We start from the raw sequence: 17501 nt of genomic DNA on the forward strand, positions 1-17501 counted from the left end.
CCTGTCGTCGAAGTGCCCCTTGATGGCGTCGGTCGGTTGGGCGGAGGCGGCGTTCGCGCCGACCGTTGCTCGGTGCCGGTGTGGTTGATCGACCGCATGGTGCGGTGGTGCTGCTGTACGCCGCGGAGCCGGTCGTCTATGACGGGCGCGGGGAACGTGGGTAAGCCGCCCGGCACGAGTGGCTCACGGGCCGAAGGCGCCTGTCGGCTGGAAGCCCTGGTGCGCGGGCCCGGTGCGCGGCCTGGCCGCCGAAGCGAGGACGCGGCCGACACCCGCAGGGAAGAGCACGAGGTGCCGTCGGAGCATCGACGGCACCTCGTGAAAATGCGCCTGAGCTTGCGCTCGGCGACCGTGGGCGTGTGCGGTCACCGCGGGGTGAGCCGGATCACCGGGTATTCCCGGTCGGATTTGCTCTGGTACTTCGCGTAACGCGGCTGGGCGGCGGTGATGCGCCGCCATGCCCGCTCACGGTCGGCGCCGTCGAGCCGGTGCGGCGTCACCGGCACGGCGTCGCGGCCGGGCAGTTCGATCGACGCCCGGTCGGGGTGCGCCATCAGGTTGACGTACCAGTCCGGGTGCCGGCTCCCACCGCCCGACGCGACGATCAGCCAGGCGTCCTCACCGTCGGGGAACCACGCCAGCGGCGTCTCCCGCGGCCGCCCGCTCCGGCGGCCCACCGTGTTCAGGATCAGCACGTCCATGCCCATGAACCTGCCGCGGCCACGCCGGATCTTGCGGTTCATGCGGGCGTTCATCTTCCGCTGGATCCACAGCGACACCGCCCCGGGCGAACCGCCCTTCGCGCCCTCCGCCACCGACTGCCGGTTCCGTGCCATCGGTTGCCTCCTGATCCTCCGGCGGTCCTCAGCGCAGCTCGTTGATGCGGATCATGTTGCCCGCGGGATCGCGGAAGGCGCAGTCGCGGATTCCGTACGGCTGCTCGGTCGGCTCCTGGACGACCTCGGCGCCGCCGGCCACCAGCCGCTCGAAGGTGCCCTCGAGGTCATCGGTGGCCAGGATGATCATGGCGTAGGTGCCCTTGGCCATCATCTCGGCGATGGTGCGGCGCTCCTCGTCGGTGATGCCGGGGTCGGCCGCCGGCGGGTGCAGGACGATGGACGTGCCGGGCTGTCCCTTGGGGCCGACCGTGATCCAGCGCATCTTGCCGCCGCCGACGTCGTTGCGGACCTCGAAGCCGAGGACGTCGCGATAGAAGGCCAGGGAGGTCTCCGGGTCGTCGTGCGGAAGGAAGGTGTTGTGAATGGTGATGTCCATGCAGATCAGGCTAGGTGCGGCCCGGTGGCCGGGGCTTCTCGATTCCTGATCGGCCTGGTGACCTGCTTGGCCACGCACGAGGGCATCCCCGCCTCCACGTCCGCCGCCCGGCGCCGGTAGACGCTGGGCGGCACGCCGACCAGCTCGGTGAAGCGGGTGCTGAAGGTGCCCAGCGACGAGCAGCCGACCGCGAAACAGACCTCGGTGACGCTGAGGTCGCCACGGCGCAGCAGCGCCATCGCGCGCTCGATGCGCCGCGTCATCAGATAGCTGTACGGCGACTCGCCGTAGGCGAGCCGGAACTGGCGGCTGAGGTGCCCGGCCGACATGTTCACGCCACGGGCGAGCGCCTCGACGTCCAGCGGCTGCGCGTACTCCCGGTCGATCCGGTCGCGGACGCGGCGCAGCAGCGCGAGGTCGCGCAGGCGCTGCTCGTCGGCCGATCTGCTGGTCACATGCAAAATCGTGCCACACGTCGCATCGGAGTCACCCGGGCCGCCGGCGTCCCGGCCGCGGTGCGTTCCGGTCGGGTGGTGAGGGTCCGGGGTGCGGAGGGATGCGCGCGGTCTCCTGTCCGGAGCTCGCACGCCGTGTCCTGGACGCGGGCCGGTTCCGTCGAGGTGGAACCGGCCCACGGAGAGGTCAGGAGGTCGGGGAGGGGAGCTCCTTGAGCATTTCGCGGAGGCGCTTGCGGTCGGTCTTGAAGACACGGGTGACCGGGACGGAGTCGACGACGTGGATCTCGCGGGGGTACTTGATCCTGCCGATGCGTTCGCGGGTCCACTCGACGAGCTCGGCGGGGGTGACCGTGGCGCCGGGAACCAGGGAGACGAAGGCGACGACCTCCTCGCCGCTCTTGGGGTCGGGGCGGCCGACGACGCCCGCCATGGTGACCTCGGGGTGCTCGGCCAGGACGTCCTCCACGTCGCGCGGGAAGACGTTGAAGCCGCCGCGGATGATCAGGTCCTTCTTGCGGTCGACGATGTAGAGGAAGCCGTCCTCGTCCAGGTGGCCGATGTCGCCGGAGCGCAGTTCACCGTCCGACATCGCGGCGGCGGTGGCGTCCTCGGCGTGCCAGTAGCCCAGCATCAGCGAGTCGCTCGCGATGCAGATCTCGCCGTCCTCGCCGGGCGGCAGGGCGCGGCCCTCGTCGTCGCGGATGGTCACCGTGTAGCCGGGCAGGGGCTTGCCGACGCTGCCGATGCGGCGGTCGCCGGGACGGTTGACGGCGGTGGTGGCGCAGGTCTCGGTCATGCCGTAGCCCTCGAGGATCTGGACGCCGGGCACCCGCCGTTCGAACTCCTCCAGCGCCTCGCGGGCCAGCGGGGCGGCGCCGGAGACCACGTACCTCAGGTCCGGCAGGGGGGTGCGGCCGAAGTCGGGCTCGGCGAGCAGCATGTGGATCATCGCCGGGACCAGCGGGCAGCGCTGGATCCGGTGCTCGGCGGCCAGCCGGATCCACTCCTTGGCGTCGAACCAGCGCATCAGCACCGCGACGTTCGGCTCGTCGGTGTGCATCCCGACCAGGGTGGTCAGCAGGCCGAACGAGTGCGACAGCGGCAGCGGGATCAGCGCCCGGGTCAGCCCCGGCACCCTTCCGGCCTGCTGGGAGGACTGCGACGCCCGGTACAGGCCCGCGTGGGTGAGCATGACGCCCTTGGCCCGGCCGGTGGTGCCGCCGGTGTACATCAGGGCGGCCATGTCGTCCTCGGCGCGGTCCACCAGCGGCAGCTCGTCGGCCCGCTCCAGGTCGGCGTACGGGATCGTGCCCTCGGGGGCGTCTCCGGCCACCACGATCGGCACGTCCAGGCCGTCGGCGGCGAGCTGGACGGTCAGCAGCACCTCGGAGGTGGTGACGACCAGCCGGGCGCCGCTGTCGACGAGGATGTGCCGCAGCTCGTCGTGGGACACCAGGAACACCACCGGGGTGATGGCCGCGCCCGCCCGCCACAGGGCCTGGTAGGTGATGCCGACCTCGGGGCAGTTGGCCATCATCACGACCACCCGGTCACCCGGCCGCACGCCCAGCCCGGCCAGCCCTCCGGCCACCCGCCGGGCGCGTTCGGCCAGCTCCTGGCTGTGGTACCAGCGGCCTTCGAAGAACAGTGACGGGTAGTCGTCGAACCGTTCCCAGGCCTGCTCGGTGAGCCTGCCGAGAGTGCGCTCCATGTCGCTGCCCCTTTCGTCCGGAGTGCTGAGGAAAAGCCGATCGTGTGACGGTTGACACGTCAATGGGATCGGCGCCCAACACCTCGGCGCGAACGTTGGGCGGCGTGCCCTAGATCGCCTCCGCCGGCCGCCGGAGCCGATGCGGAGGCCGGTCACCTGCACGGTACGTGCGGCGTGGCGGTGTCCGGTGGGGTGCGTGCTCTCGGGGCGGTCGTCGGGCGACGGCGACGCGAGTACGGAGGAGAGCCGTGGCGGGAGGCGACGGGGCCGTACCGCACGGAGAGGGCGGCGCCCCGCGCATGGGAACACGGGGCGCCGCCCTTGCCGGAGCCGCCCTTGTCAGAACGGCCAGTCGGCGGCCTGGCCGCGTTCGATGAGGGGGATCATCGCGAACGCGGCGTCGGACAGGCCGGCGAAGGTGTGCCGGGTGCCGGCGCCGGACGGGCCGTGGCCCTGGCGGTAGCCGGCCAGGTTCCAGGTGTAGACCGGGACGCGGTCCGGCACGGCGCGGGTGGGATTCTCGCCGTCGCGGCCCGCCCAGACCTGCTCGTCGGTGACGATGACCACCCGGTCGTGGCCGCGGTGGTGCGCGCGGACCGCGGCGGCGGTGTTGGTGCCGCCCAGGTTGCCGAACCGCTCGACCACCGTCGGCGAGGACTCGCCGCGGCGGAACGGCACCGGACGGTGGCCGGTGCCGAACTCCACCAGGTCCGCGCGGTCGGCGCGCAGCGCCAGCGCGGCGCCGAACAGGGCGGCGGCGTCGGCCTGGGTGAGCTTGCCGTGCCGCGACATCGCGTAGAACATCGAGCCGGGCCGGTCGACCAGCACCAGCGTCCGCCCCGGCAGCCGGGGCACGTTCGCCAGGGACGCGTCCAGCGCCCGCTGCAGCGGCCACGCCCAGCGCAGCGACGGCGCCGCCCGGTAGGCCGCCAGGAACCGCATCGGCAGCACCCGCGACCGGCGCACCCGTTCGGCGTCGGCCAGCCGCCCGGCCACCAGTTCGGCGGCCTGGTCGCCGACCCCGGCCCGGTCGAAGTTGCGCAGGTTCCGGATCAGCGCGAACAGTCCCATGTTCGGGATGATCGCCTCCCAGAACCGGGCGGTCAGCGGGCCCTGCAGCCAGCCGGCCAGCGACTCTCAGGTCATCCCGGCCGCGGCCAGGACCTGCGGGGCGTTCGGGCGGTCCAGCAGCGCGCGCCGCTCGGCCACCGGCAGCGCCAGCAGCCCGGCACGGGCCCGCAGGATCTCCAGCGAGCCGGGGATCTGCCGGTCGCGGCCGTGCCGGCGGTCGATGGCGTGCCGGAACAGGTCGCCCTGCCGGGCCGTGACCGGCACCGGGTGGGTCAGCTCCAGCACGTCGCCGAACCGGAACGCGCCGGCGTCGTACTTGATCAGCGAACGCTCGTCGTAGAGCCGGCGGACCGCGTCGGCGATCCCGCGCTTGACCGGCTGCGGCAGCGCCCGGCCGTAGCGGGCGTGCCAGTGGGCGATCAGCTCACCGGGCTCGTCGGCGCGGCGCAGCGCGGCGTCGACCAGGCGCCGGTTGCCGCCGCTGAGCGAGGCGTCCAGGCGGGCCCGGACGCCCTCGGCCGCGGCCACCACGCTCGCCGTGCGCATCCCGGCCTCGTCGCGCAGCCAGCCGACCATGCGGGTGAGCCAGTCGACGTCCGTCACCGCCACCTCGCCGACCAGGGCGCGGAACCGGGCGTCCCGCTCGCCCGCGTCCCCTGGTCAGTCGGGCTGGGAACGCCTGGCAACCACCAGATAGCAGTCCTTGACTGGAGCCATCAAGGGATAAGTTATTCGGGCTGTCGGTTGATCGGTCATCCATGTTTCGAGGTGTCGGCGGCTTGGGTGCTTGCGCGTTGCGCTCACCCGCGAATTATTGAGGTGTTGGTACGTTGGAGTCAGTGCATGGCAGTTGGGGCACAGGAGCCTGACCTCTTCGGGGCGGTTGCGTTTGCGGTCCCCTGTTATGTGATCAAGATGTAGTGGTACACGTCCGCTGACTGGGTTGACCTTGTCCCAGCCGCATTGTTCGCATCGCCGGCCTCGCAAGGACACTAGGGCGTGCTTGACCCGGTGGTCGGGTCGGCCCTTTTCGGTCGTGCCGCTGATTTCCCCGGAGAGCCAGGAGCGAACCCAGCTGGCGCAGGAGCCAGTGCGCTCATAACGGTCTTCGTTCCAGCAGGACCATGAACAGTAAGGCCCTGTACGGCGGCGCCCGGTCCGTTCTTCGGAGCCGCAGCGTCGACATGGTGCAGGCCGTGTCGTGCGGGCTTTGATGGCGCATTCTCGACTGCAATGCTTCGCGCCTCGGCTTCTGATGGGGCATCCGCATTGAGGGCAGGGCGACTTGGGCTTTCTTAGGCTGGCTGCCCGTTGTTCCTGGGTTCCCTTCAGAGCGCAGGGATGACTGCAGAAGCGGCGATTCCGTGTAGGGGTCCCACAGTAATCGCAGGGATGTTCCCGATAGATGGTGGCCATGCGGATTCGTCCGATCTTGGGAATGGATGGCCTACCTGCATCCTAGAGCGGACCCGGATGCCGAGATGGCATTTATGGTCAGTTCTCGTGATTTGGCGTGTCCACCTCGGCGACGCCGGTGATGCGGTGCAGGGCGAAACGCTGCACGGCGGCCCGGGTGGCGTCGTATCCGGTGAGGAAGCCGCCGTCCACGCGGACCGGCTCGACGATCCGGCTGGAGGCCCGGCCCTGCTGGTCGAGGTAGCCGATCCACACCCGGGCGCCGCGTTCCACGGCCTGGCGCAGCTCCTGCACGGTGGCCATCGACGGGCCCCGGGGCGGGTCGGCGGGCGGGACCCCGGCCGGTCCGACCGCCGCGCCCTGCCGGGCCGCCAGGTCCCCGGCGCGCAGCGCGCGGACCGCGGCGGCGATCATCGCCGGGTCGTGGCCGTCGGCGGACGGGGTCGCGGGGGCGGGCGCGGGCGGCGTCTCGGCGCGGTGCGCGTCCGGCCGGGTGACCACGACGCCGCCCTCGGGGGACTCGGCGACCGGCGCCAGCCCGAGCCCGCGCAGCGCCTCCAGCAGCTGGGCGCTGCCCAGCCGGGACGCCAGCACGGTCGGGGCCAGCCGGTGCAGCGGCAGGGCGGCGGCGCGCCGGTCGGCCAGCAGCTCGTCCAGCACCGCCGGGTCGTCGCTGCGCACGTACGAGGCCATCGAGCCGACCCGGACATGCCCGTGCCGCCGCGCCACGTCCTCGATCAGGTAGGTCAGCGGCTGCGGCAGCGGGGTCGCCGAATGCCGGGTGAGCAGCTCGGTGAGCTCGCCCGCGGTGCGTCCCGCGTCCAGCGCCCGGCGGATCGACGCGGCGGTGAAGCGGTAGACGGTGGCGCCGCCGGTGGACTCCACGTCGGCGGCCAGCGCCAGCTCGCGGGCCAGCTCCGGCACCAGCGGGCCGGGCGCGACGGCGGTCAGGTCGGCCTGGATCAGCACCTGGTCGACGGGGGCGGGCAGGTGGGCGGCCAGCGCGGCGGCCACCGCGGCGGCGTCGCGGCCGTCCAGCAGGTCGCGGGCGTACGGGGCGAGCGCGCCGAACCCGGTGAACCCCAGCAGCTCGGCCTCGCGCAGCGTCCAGCCCGCCAGCCGGTCGCGCAGCGCGCCCCGGCGGCGGGGCTGCCGCCAGGCCAGCCGGGCCCGGACCGCGTCGGCGTCCAGCGGCCCGCCGGCGTCGGCCAGCTCCCGCAGCGCCGCCTGCCGGATCTGCGGGGCGGCGCCGCGCACCGGTTCCTCGCCGAGCGCGTTGATCACCCGGTCCCGTTCGTCGCGTTCCCCGGCCAGGCCCGCCACCCGGTCGGTGCGCAGCCAGGCGGCGGCCAGCTCGGTCCAGCGTTCGGCGGTCTCGCGCAGCCGCCACAGGTCGTAGGCGCGGGTGGGCAGCCACTCGCCGTCGACGCCGCTGGAACGGGCCAGCAGCCCCGCCGCGTACGCCGTCTCGACCAGCACGGCGGCCTGCCATTCGGGCACGTCCAGCCGGGCGGCGGCGGCCCGCAGGTCGCGCACCCCCAGGCCGCCGCTGCGCAGCACCGGCGGCGGCTCGACCCCCCACTGCTCCAGCAGGTCCTCCACCATCCGCACGGCGGTCAGCGCCTGCCCGGCGGCGGTGCGCACGACCAGTTCGGGGCTGCGCGGGGCGGGCGGGTCGGCGGCCGGCGGGCGGGCGGTGACGTCCCGCAGCAGCCGCCCGCCGCGCAGGTGCAGGGCCACCTCGCGGGGCAGCGTGACGGTCCGGTCGTCGGTGGCGGCCAGCAGCCCGCGCGCCAGCAGCCGTTCGATCGGGGTCTCGGCGGTGGCGACGCGCACCGCCCGCCGCGCCTCGGCGACCCGGCCCACCGGAGGCCCCCAGGCGAGCTGCTCCAGCGCGGCGCGGGCCTGCGGGCCGGCGTCCTCGATCAGGTCGGCGGGGTCGGCCAGCCGGGCGGTCAGCCGTTCGATCAGCCGGGCCGCGTCGGGGAACCCGCGCGGCTCGGCCCCCTCCAGGTCGGTGATCAGGGCGACCAGCCGTTCGGTCGGGTAGGTCGCGAAGAGCTCGGCGGCGGGCGGTCCCAGGCCCGCCGGGTGCGGAAGGCTCTGCCGCAGCCCCGGGGCGCCGCGCAGCCCGCCGGACTCCCCGTCCCAGACCAGCCCGTGGGTCCGCAGCAGGGCCAGCGCCGCGTCGACGTCCTCCGGGGCGGCGTCCGTGTCGGCGGTCACGGCGTCCACCACGGCCCGGCGCGACACCGGCGGGGACGACGCCAGCACGGTCTCCAGCACCGCCAGGGCGAACCGGTCCAGCCGGTCCAGGGCCCGCGCCACCGAGGCGGGCGCGGCGGCCCGTGCGCTCAGCGCGGTCAGGTCGGCCGGAACGGGCGTGATCAGCTCCGGCCGCGCGGACAGCAGCGCACGCAGTTCCTCGTCGTCACGTGCGCGCAGCCAGTCGGCGTAACTGTCCATCCCCTCCACGGTAGTGCGCCCCTCGGACGCCCCGGGATGGACGGGGCGGGCGGCCGCAGCGGAGCGGGGGGCGTTCCCCGCGGGGAGCGGGTCAGGCGGGGCTGTGCTGTGCGGAGGGGACGAGGCCGAGGGCGAGGCGGACCCAGCCGTCGACGAAGCGGGCCTCGTCGACGCGGGAGGGGGACTCGTACAGGGACTCGTTGGCGAGCCAGTAGTTGACCACCGCGCCGCCGAGCACGGAGGCGATGGCCTGCCAGTCCTCGTCGGCGCCCGCGTACTCGGGCTGGGCCGACAGCCAGGTGGCGATGCTCGAGTACAGGGGGTTGACCAGGCCGTCGCGCATCTCGGCGACCAGGCCGGGGAACTGGTCCAGGTCGCGGAACAGCACCCGGATCAGGTCCTGCTCCTCGCGCATCTTGGCCAGGCCGGCCTTGCAGGCCATCCGGAGGCGGACCTCCAGCGGCCGGTCCTCGTACTCCCCGGCGTGCTCCAGCACGCTGGAGATCTGGTCCTTGGTGCGGGCGATGTGCTCGCGGATGGCGGCGCCCAGCACCTCCTCCTTGGACCGGAAGTGCCGGTACAGCCCGCCGGCGCCCGGGGACAGCCCGGCGGCGGCTTCTATCTCGGCGACGGAGGTGGCGGCGTAGCCCCGGTCGGCGAACAACCGGAGCGACTCGGCCACGATCCGCTCGCGTGTCGATGTCGTCATGTCGTGTGCCCTCCGCCAGAACAGTAGGGCATCCCCGCGGCGCCCGCCTCCGGCACCTGCTCCGGCATGACCGAAACGGTGATCGGACACTGCGCCGATACGGGGGCCACTAGGCTTCCGGAACATGCCGCGGCGTGGCGGCCGGAGCAATCGGCTTGGGGAACTCAACGGAAGGGGTCGGTCGAGGTGGCCTTCCTGCCCGAGGACTTCGACGTGCCCACGCTGGTCGCCGGGCAACGGTTCCGCATCCGCCCGATCACGGTGAACGACGTGGTCAAGGACTACGACGCGGTGATGAGCAGCCGGGAGCGGCTGTGGGAGCGCTTCGGCGAGCGGTGGGGCTGGCCCGCCGCGGACCTGACGTACGAGCAGGCGCTGGTGGACCTGGGCTGGCTGCAGAAGGAGGGGCAGCTGCGCCGGTCGTTCACGTACGCGGTGCTGACCTCCGACGAGGAGCGGCTGCTGGGGCGGGTGCACATCCTGCCGCCGGGGCCGGGGGCGCAGGCCGACGCCGGGGTGGTCTGGTGGATCCGCTCCGACCAGGCGGGCACCCCGGTGGAACGGGAGCTGGCCGAGTTCGTCCGCGAGTGGACCACGGCGACCTGGCCGTTCAAGACGGTGTGCGAGCCGGGGGTGGACGTCACCTGGCGGGAGTGGGACGCGCGCTGAGCACCGATCCCGCGTCCGGGCACGGTCCGGAACGGTGTGGTTGGGCGGTTACCGAGCGGGTATAGGTACCAGTACGAAACCACGGTTTCGGACGGAACATCCAGTTCCGGCACATGTCACATCGCACCGGACTCCCGCGCCCTCCTACTCGGATCCCGTCGCATCGCCACTACCAGGGGGGCGCGGGGCCATGCGTACCCTGTGCGGGTGCGCACGGCTGATCCGGGTGGGGGAACGACCCCCCACGCCTCTCGGGAAGACGGCCCGACCGTCGGATTCGACCTCGACCTGACCCTCGCCGACACCCGGCAGGGGATCGGCGACGTCTACCGGGCGCTGGCCGCCGAGACCGGTGTCTTCATCGACGTGGACGAGGTCCTCTCCCGGCTCGGGCCGCCCCTGGAGCACGAACTGGCGCACTGGTTCCCCGCCGAGCGCATCGAGGAGATGGCCGCCCGCTACCGCGCGCTGTACGGGGACATCGCGGTGCCCGCCAGCAAGCCGATGCCCGGGGCGTTCGAGGCGGTCGAGGCGGTGCGCGCGGCCGGCGGGCGGACGCTCGTGGTCACCGCCAAGAGCCACGGCCACGCCGTCGCCACCGTCGAGCACCTGGGGCTGCCGGTGGACGCGGTGGTCGGCGGGCTGTTCGGCACCGGCAAGGCGGTGGCGCTGCGCGAGCACGGCGCACAGATCTTCGTGGGGGACCACATCGCCGACGTGGACGCCGCCCGGGCCGCCGCCGCGCTCGGCGTCGCGGTCGCCACCGGGCCGTTCGACGCGGCCGAACTGCGCGCCCACGGAGCCGACGTGGTGCTGCCCGACCTGGGGGCCTTCCCGGAGTGGCTGGCGGGCCGCCGGGCCGCGTCGTAACGCGGTTCACCCGTTTGCGGCGAGGCGGCTAGGCTTGAGCCAATTCGTAGCGAGAGCTGGATGAGGTCACCTGTGCCCACTGGCAAGGTCAAGTGGTACGACGCCGACAAGGGATTCGGCTTCCTCACCCGTGACGACGGCGGTGAGGTCTTCGTGCACTCCTCGGCGTTGCCGAGCGGCGTGACGTCGCTGAAGTCCGGCCAGCGTGTCGAGTTCGGGGTGGTCGAGGGCCGGCGCGGGCAGCAGGCGCTGTCGGTGCGCCTGCTGGAGACCCCGCCGTCGGTGGAGAAGGCGGTGGCCAAGGCCCGGCGCAAGAAGCCGGACGAGATGGTGCCGATCGTCGAGGACCTGATCAAGCTGCTCGACGGCATCTCCAACACCTACCGGCGCGGCAAGCACCCGGCGCCCGCCGAGGCCAAGAAGATCGCCGCCGTGCTGCGCGCGGTCGCCGACGACCTGCACACCTGACCGCGCGCCGCCGTCGCACGGGTTCACACGGGTTCACACGGGTTCACACCGGTTCCCGGTGCGGCTCGGGCGGGCGCCGGGCCGTCGCGGCCCGGCGCCGCCGCCCGGCCCGCCTCGCCCGCCCGGCCAGCAGCAGCGCCAGCGACAGGCCCAGCACCGCGGCGGCGCCGGCGAGCGCCACCCGGCCGTCGGCCACGATCGACGTGCCCAGCCCGGCCAGCCCGCCGAGCACCCAGACCAGCTGGTGCAGGGTCTCGGACACGGCGAAGGTGGACGAGCGGACCTCCTCGCCGATCTCCCGCTGCACCACCGCGTCCATCGACAGCTTGCCCAGCGACTGGCCGAGCCCGCCGACGAACGCCACCGCCAGCGCCGCCCACAGCCCGAAGAACACCGCGCACACCGCGGTCACCGCCGTCGCCACCGTCAGCGTGGCGAACACGATCAACTGTGGTGCGCGCGCCTTCATCCACGCGCCCAGCCCGGTCCCGGCCAGCCCGCCCGCCCCGGCGAACGCCGCCAGCAGGCCCAGCGCCACCGTGTGCGACACCGGCTCGAACCGTTTCTCGCGCAGCAGGAACGCCAGGTAGAGCACCAGGAACCCGGACAGCGCCCGCAGCGCCGCGTTCGCCTGCATCGCCTCGGCCACCACCGGCCCCACCCGCGGCAGCGTCCGCCAGCGCCGTCCCTCGCCCGGCGCGGCGCTGCGTTCGCCCGCGTCGGGGACGTCCACGTGCGCCGGGAGCCGCAGCGCCAGCACCGCCCCCAGCACGAACACCACCATCGCGATCCGCAGCAGCCAGTCCGTCCCGATCAGCGCCGCCAGCCCCAGCCCGGCCGGGGCGGTGACCGACGCGGCGATCAGGCCGGCGAACGAGGCCCGCGCGTTCGCCGTCACCAGCGTGATCCGCTCCGGCAGCACCCGCGGCGTGACCGCGCTGCGCAGCACCCCGAACGCCTTGGACAGCACCAGCACCCCGAACGCCGCGGGCAGCAGCGTCACCTCGTCGCCGTGCAGCACCGCGCCGGCCATGCCCCAGCACAGCAGCCCCCGCGCCAGCAGGGTGGTGGCGATGGCGTACCGGCGGGCGTGCCGCATCCGGTCCAGCGCCGGCCCGATCAGCGGCGCCACCAGCGCGAACGGCGCCATCGTGACCAGCAGGTACAGCGCCACCTGACCGCGCGCCTGGTTGACGTCCAGCCCGAAGAACAGCGTTCCGGCCAGCGCCACGGCGACCAGCGCGTCACCGGCGCTGTGCACCGCGGTCGTCTCGATCAGCCCGCCCAGCCCGCTGCGGTCGGCGCCGTGGGCGTGGGTCACCCGCCGGATCGCACCGCCGACCCGGCGGCCGCCGGTTCCGGCCGCCCGCACGGTGCCCACCAGGCCCGAGCGCACCCCCATGCCCTCCAGTCTCCCCGAACACTCCGCGTTGCATGTCGCAGGTCCCGCACGGCCGTCGTCCGGCCTATGCCCCGGCCTGTCCATACCGGTTGATGGGGGAGAATCGAAGGGTGAGCGCACAGCGTCAGCCGAGATCCACCCCGCCCGGCGCCGGGCGACCGCGCCGGACCCGACCCCCCGCCATCGACGCCGCCTGCGCGGACGCCGTTGACCTTGCCCGCGCGGCCGCCGAGGAAACCGCCGCGCCGAGCCCGGTCGGCGAGCATCTGGGGATGGAACCCGAGGCCGAACGGGTGCTCACGCACTACTTCGCCTGCCTGGACCCGGCCTACCGGGGCTGGCGGTGGGCGGTCACCGTGGCCCGCGCCGCCCGCGCCAAGGTCGTGACGGTCAGCGAGTGCGTGCTCGTCCCCGGCGAGGGCGCGCTGATGCCGCCGCCGTGGGTGCCGTGGATCGAGCGGCTGCGCCCCGGCGACCTGGGGCCCGGCGACCTGCTGCCCACCCCGCCCGACGACGTGCGGCTGGCGCCCGGCCACACCGACACCGAGGACGAGGCCGAACGGCAGGTGCAGTGGGAGCTGGGGCTGGGCCGCGCCCGGGTGCTGTCGGCCGAGGGCCGCGACGAGGTGGCCGCCCGCTGGTACGAGGGCACCGCCGGGCCGCACACCCCGATCGCCGCCTCCGCGCCCGCCCAGTGCTCCACCTGCGGCTTCTACCTGCCGCTGGCCGGTGAGCTGCGGCAGTTGTTCGGGGTGTGCGCCAACGAGTACGCGCCCGACGACGGCCGGGTGGTGTCGGCCGACCACGGCTGCGGCGCGCACTCGGAGGCGGTGACGGTGCCGTCCAGCGTGGAGGCCCCGCCGCCGATCGTGGACGAGATGGGCTACGACCTGGTGCCGGTGTCGACGCTGGCCGACGAAGAGGCCCTCGGTCACAGCTGACGATGGCCGAGGATCCCTACGGCGCGGCGGCGATCCGGCGGCGGGTGCTGGCGGCCTGGACGCAGTCCCCGGCCCGGTTCCGGGAGGACGCCAACACCGAGGAGGACCACGCCCTCGGCGGCTACCGCGACCGGGTGGTCATCGAGCTGGCGCAGAACGCCGCCGACGCGGCGCTGCGCGCGGGCGTGCCCGGCCGGCTGCGGCTGCGGCTGGCCGACGGGGCGCTGACCGCCGCCAACACCGGGGCGCCGCTGGACGCCGCCGGGGTGGAGGCGCTGTCCACGCTGCGCGCGTCGGCCAAGCGCGACCAGCCCGGCGCGGCCGGCCGGTTCGGCGTCGGGTTCGCCGCGGTGGTGTCGGTCAGCGACGAGCCCGCCGTGCTGCCCGCCGACGGGTCGCCGGGGGTGTGCTGGTCGGCCTCCCGCACCCGGGAGCTGGTCGCCGCGATCCCGGAACTGGCCGACGAGCTGGTGCGCCGGGGCGGGCACGTGCCGGTGCTGCGGCTGCCGTTCGGGGCCCGGGCCGAGGAGACCGAGCCGGGGTTCGACACGGTGGTGCGGCTGCCGTTGCGCGACGCCGACGCGCAGGCGCTGGTCCGGCGGCAGCTCGCCGAGGTCGGCCCGGCGCTGATGCTGGCGCTGCCCGGCCTGGAGGTCGTGCAGGTCGACCTCGACGGCGAGGTCCGCACCATCACCGCCGACCACCGTCCGGACGGCACCGTGCTGATCGGCGGGACCCGCTGGCGCACCGTCACCGCCGAGGGCACCCTCGGCCCGGCGCTGCTGGCCGACCGGCCCACCGAGGAACGCGCCCGGCCGACCTGGCGGGTCCGCTGGGCGGTGCCCGCCGAGGCCCCCGCGCTGGGGGCGCCGGGCCTGCCGGAGGACGTTCCGGCGGTGCTGCACGCCCCGACCCCCAGCGACGAGCGGCTGGAGATCCCGGCGTTGCTGATCGCGACGTTCCCGCTGGCCCCCGACCGGCGGCACGTCGCGCCGGGGCCGCTGACCGACTTCCTGGTCGAGCGGGCCGCCGACGCCTACGTGGACCTGCTGCGCGCGCTGCCGCCGACCCCGCGGCTGCTGTCGCTGGTCCCGCGCGGGCTGCCGGGCGGCGCGCTGGACGCGCGGCTGCGCCGGGCGGTCGAGGAACGGCTGCCCGAGGCCCCGCTGCTGCCGCTCGACGCCGGCGAGCCGATCCGGGGCAGGGGCCGCGACATGGTCGCCGTGGACGGCGGCCCGCGGTTGCTGGACCTGCTCGCCGAGGTGCTGCCGGGCCTGCTGCCCGCCGGGTGGCCCGCCGACCATCCGGCGCTGGCGACGCTGGGCGTGCGGCGGCTGCACCTGGCCGACGTGATCGACATGCTGGCCGCCCTGGACCGGGAGCCGGCCTGGTGGCGGCGGCTGTACGAGGCGCTGTCGGACGGCGCGCCCGACCCGGACGCGCTGGGCGCGCTGCCGGTGCCGCTGGCCGACGGGCGCACCGTGCGCGGCCCGCGCGGGCTGCTGGTCGCGGGGGAGGGGCTGGACCCGCGGGCGCTGGAGCCGCTGGGGCTGCGGTTCGTCCATCCGGAGGCGGCGCACCCGCTGCTGCTGCGGCTGGGCGCGGTGGAGGCCGGGCCGCGCGAGGTGCTGGCCGACCCGGCGGTGCGGGCGGCGGTCGAGGGCTCGCTGGACGCCGAGGACCCCGAACCGGTCGCCGAGGCCGTGCTGGGCCTGGTCGCCGCCGCGATGCTCGCCCCCGGCGACGAGCCCTGGCTGGCGGAGCTGGCGCTGACCGGCGAGGACGGCGACCTCTACCCGGCCGGGGAGCTGCTGCTGCCCGGCAGCCCGCTGCGCGACATCGTCGCCCCCGACGCCCCGTTCGGCGTGGTCGCCCCCGAGCTGGTGGAACGCTGGGGCGAGGACGTGCTGGAGGCCGCCGGGGCGCTGCGCGGCTTCGCGCTGGTCCGCGAGAACGACGTCAACCTGGAGGTCGAGGCCGACGACCCGTCGCTGGACCTGGACGACGAGGAACGCTGGGCCGAGGACGTGCTGGCCCGCCTGGGCCCGCAGGAGCTGCCGCCGCTGGTGCCGGAACTGCTGGCGGTCCGCGACCTGGAGCTGGTCGACGACTGGGACGCGGCGCTGCGGCTGCTGGCCGAGCCGCCGCTGCGCCAGGCCGTGGTCGATCCGGCGCACGTGGTGCTGGCGGACGGCCGCCGGGTGCGGGTGCCCTCGTACACCGCCTGGTGGCTGCGGCGGCACCCGGTGCTGGGCGGCCGCCGTCCCGCCGACCTGCGCACCGCCGACGCCGTCGAGCTGGCCGGGCTGTACGACGTGGCGCCCGAGGGGCTGGACCCGGTGCTGGCGCGGGCGCTGGGGGTCCGCCGGTCGGCGGCCGAACTGCTGGCCGAGCCGGGCGGCCCGGCCGAACTGCTGGACCGGCTCGCCGACCCCGCCCGCGAGGTGTCCCGTTCGCTGCTGCGCCGGCTGTGGACGGCGCTGGCCGACCGCGTGGCCGCCGGCGACGAGCCGCCCGATCCGCCCGAACGGGTCCGCGCCCTGGTCGGCGGGGTGCCGGAGGTCGTTCCGGCCGAGGACGCCCTCGTGCTCGACACGCCCGCCGTGCTGCCGCTGGTCGGCGACCAGCCGCTGGTGATCACCGCCTACGACCGCGCCGTCGCCCTGGCCGAGGCCCTGGACCTGGCGCTGGCGGGCGAGGAGGTCGCCGGGACCGTGGAGTCCACCGGCACGCCGCGTCCCGTCCCGCGGGCCGCCCTGGAGGTCGTGCCGGACGCCCCGCAGGAGTACCTGGCCCACGACGCCCTGGTCGTCGACGGGCAGAAGGTTTCCTGGTGGTACGACGAGGAGACCGGCGACGTCCACGCCGGCGACCCGGCCGGCCTGGCCCGCGGCCTGGCCTGGGCCGCCGGCCGCTGGTCCGACCGGCTGCTGCTGGAGGCGGTGCTGCGCGACCCGGGGTCGGCGGCGACCGCCCTGGCCGAACGCGATCTGGAGCCCTGAGCGGCGGTCAGGGGTCCTCGGGGGTGGCGGTGGTGGAGTGTTCGCGGAGGTCGCCGGGCTCGGGACGGGCGACGGGAGGCTCCCCCACGGGGGTGACGGGGGGTTGCCCGGCGGGGGTGGTGAGGGGGGCGCCGCGTCGGGTCTGGGCGGCGCGGGCGCGGTGCAGGCGGGGCAGGTACCAGTAGCCGAAGAGGCCGATGACGATGCCGCAGACGCACACCCACAGCCACCAGCGGGCGTCCTCGGGGAGGCCGACGACCAGCAGCACCGCCAGCGCGACCGCCCACGCGGCGGTGCCGGCCGCCGCGATCAGCCGGTCGTTGGTCTGCAGCGGCGGGGGATCCGGGCGCCGTGGGCTCCTCATGGGTTCAGGCTACCGAGCCGCCGGGACAGGTCCCGGATGGGACCATGGACGTCCAGCGCCACCGTGAACCGGGAGGAAACCGAAGTCAGCGCCGACGCGCACGCGGCCGAGGGAATGGCCGCGGACCGTAGATTGTTAGCAAAGGCAATGACTTCTGCGAACGACCATGAGCGAGCCACAGCACCCGCGCCACGCGCCGCCGCCCCGGCCGGCGCTGGCCGAAGAACTGCGCATCGCCGTCGCACGGCTGTCGCGCAGACTGCGGTCGGTGAGCGCCGCCGCCGGGCCGGCCGGCCCGGACGAGGCGCCCCGGCCGACCTTGTCCCAGTTCAGCGTGCTGGCGGTACTGGACCGGCACCACGCGATGACCCCGCGGGAACTGGCCGACCACGAGAAGGTGCAGCCGCCCTCGATGACCCGGGTCATCGCCGCCCTGGAGGAACAGGACCTGGTGGCGCGCACCCCGCATCCGACCGACGGGCGCCAGGTGGTGCTGCGGCTGACGGAACGGGGAGCGGCGCTGCTGGCCGAGGAGCGCCGCCGCAAGGAGGCGTGGCTGTCGCAACGCCTGCGGGAACTGTCCCCGGAGGAACGGGCGATCCTGCGCAGGGCGGCACCGATCCTGGACAAGCTGAGCAAGTCCTGACCCCCGCGCCGGAGGAACCGGCGAAGGGCGGGA

The 17501-nt window shown here is 74.7% G+C and carries 16 protein-coding genes; 6 read left to right on the forward strand and 10 right to left on the reverse strand.

Translation table 11 applies throughout. From position 1 onward, the window contains the following. Nucleotides 1–365: 365 nt before the first annotated feature. The 8 genes from HNR21_RS11085 to HNR21_RS11115 all read right to left on the reverse strand — a co-directional run bounded on the left by HNR21_RS11085 (nucleotide 366) and on the right by HNR21_RS11115 (nucleotide 9106). Nucleotides 366–836 carry a nitroreductase family deazaflavin-dependent oxidoreductase gene (locus tag HNR21_RS11085; RefSeq protein ID WP_182705127.1) on the reverse strand — a complete coding sequence of 157 codons (471 nt, stop codon included), beginning with the start codon at nucleotides 834–836 and terminating at the stop codon, nucleotides 366–368. 28 nt (nucleotides 837–864) lie between these two features. Then, nucleotides 865–1275: a VOC family protein gene (locus tag HNR21_RS11090; RefSeq protein WP_182705128.1), complete on the reverse strand. Its 411-nt coding sequence runs from the start codon at nucleotides 1273–1275 to the stop codon at nucleotides 865–867. A gap of 5 nt (nucleotides 1276–1280) precedes the next feature. Then, nucleotides 1281–1730, reverse strand: a complete 450-nt coding sequence (locus HNR21_RS11095) for a helix-turn-helix transcriptional regulator (RefSeq protein WP_119727108.1) — start codon at nucleotides 1728–1730, stop codon at nucleotides 1281–1283. 187 nt (nucleotides 1731–1917) lie between these two features. Next, complete coding sequence (locus HNR21_RS11100) at nucleotides 1918–3444, reverse strand: class I adenylate-forming enzyme family protein (protein WP_182705129.1); 1527 nt, start codon at nucleotides 3442–3444, stop codon at nucleotides 1918–1920. Between the two features lie 339 nt (nucleotides 3445–3783). Beyond that, the gene (locus tag HNR21_RS35165; protein ID WP_312881558.1) at nucleotides 3784–4575 is read right to left on the reverse strand and encodes a TROVE domain-containing protein; all 792 of its coding nucleotides are present in this window, start codon (nucleotides 4573–4575) and stop codon (nucleotides 3784–3786) included. A 6-nt stretch (nucleotides 4576–4581) separates the two neighbouring features. Continuing rightward, entirely contained in the window at nucleotides 4582–5118 is a 537-nt protein-coding gene (locus HNR21_RS35170) for a hypothetical protein (protein ID WP_246442089.1), read from the reverse strand. An 891-nt stretch (nucleotides 5119–6009) separates the two neighbouring features. Further along, the gene (locus HNR21_RS11110) at nucleotides 6010–8397 is read right to left on the reverse strand and encodes a helicase-associated domain-containing protein (RefSeq protein WP_182705130.1); all 2388 of its coding nucleotides are present in this window, start codon (nucleotides 8395–8397) and stop codon (nucleotides 6010–6012) included. A gap of 91 nt (nucleotides 8398–8488) precedes the next feature. Then, nucleotides 8489–9106 (reverse strand): TetR/AcrR family transcriptional regulator, encoded by a 618-nt coding sequence (locus HNR21_RS11115; protein WP_119727112.1) that lies wholly within the window; start codon nucleotides 9104–9106, stop codon nucleotides 8489–8491. A gap of 186 nt (nucleotides 9107–9292) precedes the next feature. Here HNR21_RS11115 and HNR21_RS11120 point away from each other — a divergent pair, with 186 nt between their 5' ends. The 3 genes from HNR21_RS11120 to HNR21_RS11130 all read left to right on the forward strand — a co-directional run bounded on the left by HNR21_RS11120 (nucleotide 9293) and on the right by HNR21_RS11130 (nucleotide 11113). Continuing rightward, the gene (locus tag HNR21_RS11120) at nucleotides 9293–9775 is read left to right on the forward strand and encodes a GNAT family N-acetyltransferase (protein ID WP_182705131.1); all 483 of its coding nucleotides are present in this window, start codon (nucleotides 9293–9295) and stop codon (nucleotides 9773–9775) included. A gap of 207 nt (nucleotides 9776–9982) precedes the next feature. Next, nucleotides 9983–10645 carry an HAD family hydrolase gene (locus tag HNR21_RS11125; protein ID WP_182705132.1) on the forward strand — a complete coding sequence of 221 codons (663 nt, stop codon included), beginning with the start codon at nucleotides 9983–9985 and terminating at the stop codon, nucleotides 10643–10645. Between the two features lie 72 nt (nucleotides 10646–10717). Continuing rightward, a complete protein-coding gene (locus HNR21_RS11130) occupies nucleotides 10718–11113 on the forward strand; it encodes a cold-shock protein (RefSeq protein WP_119727115.1) in 396 nt (131 codons plus the stop codon). Nucleotides 11114–11156: 43 nt separating this feature from the next. Here the strand turns inward: HNR21_RS11130 and HNR21_RS11135 are convergent, their stop codons facing one another. Further along, nucleotides 11157–12515, reverse strand: coding sequence for an MFS transporter (locus tag HNR21_RS11135; RefSeq protein WP_182705133.1), 1359 nt, complete (start codon nucleotides 12513–12515; stop codon nucleotides 11157–11159). 110 nt (nucleotides 12516–12625) lie between these two features. Between HNR21_RS11135 and HNR21_RS11140 the strand changes: the two genes are divergently transcribed. After that, nucleotides 12626–13456 (forward strand): DUF3027 domain-containing protein, encoded by an 831-nt coding sequence (locus tag HNR21_RS11140; protein WP_376766581.1) that lies wholly within the window; start codon nucleotides 12626–12628, stop codon nucleotides 13454–13456. Nucleotides 13457–13458: 2 nt separating this feature from the next. After that, on the forward strand, nucleotides 13459–16458 hold the full coding sequence (locus tag HNR21_RS11145) for a sacsin N-terminal ATP-binding-like domain-containing protein (protein ID WP_182705135.1): 3000 nt from the start codon (nucleotides 13459–13461) through the stop codon (nucleotides 16456–16458). 7 nt (nucleotides 16459–16465) lie between these two features. Here the strand turns inward: HNR21_RS11145 and HNR21_RS11150 are convergent, their stop codons facing one another. Then, nucleotides 16466–16822 (reverse strand): DUF2530 domain-containing protein, encoded by a 357-nt coding sequence (locus HNR21_RS11150; protein ID WP_182705136.1) that lies wholly within the window; start codon nucleotides 16820–16822, stop codon nucleotides 16466–16468. Nucleotides 16823–16988: 166 nt separating this feature from the next. Here HNR21_RS11150 and HNR21_RS11155 point away from each other — a divergent pair, with 166 nt between their 5' ends. Further along, nucleotides 16989–17468, forward strand: coding sequence for a MarR family winged helix-turn-helix transcriptional regulator (locus HNR21_RS11155; protein ID WP_182705137.1), 480 nt, complete (start codon nucleotides 16989–16991; stop codon nucleotides 17466–17468). The last annotated feature ends 33 nt before the right edge of the window (nucleotides 17469–17501 follow it).

This window comes from Thermomonospora cellulosilytica (assembly GCF_014138835.1).
Classification (GTDB): Bacteria; Actinomycetota; Actinomycetes; order Streptosporangiales; family Streptosporangiaceae; genus Thermomonospora; species Thermomonospora amylolytica.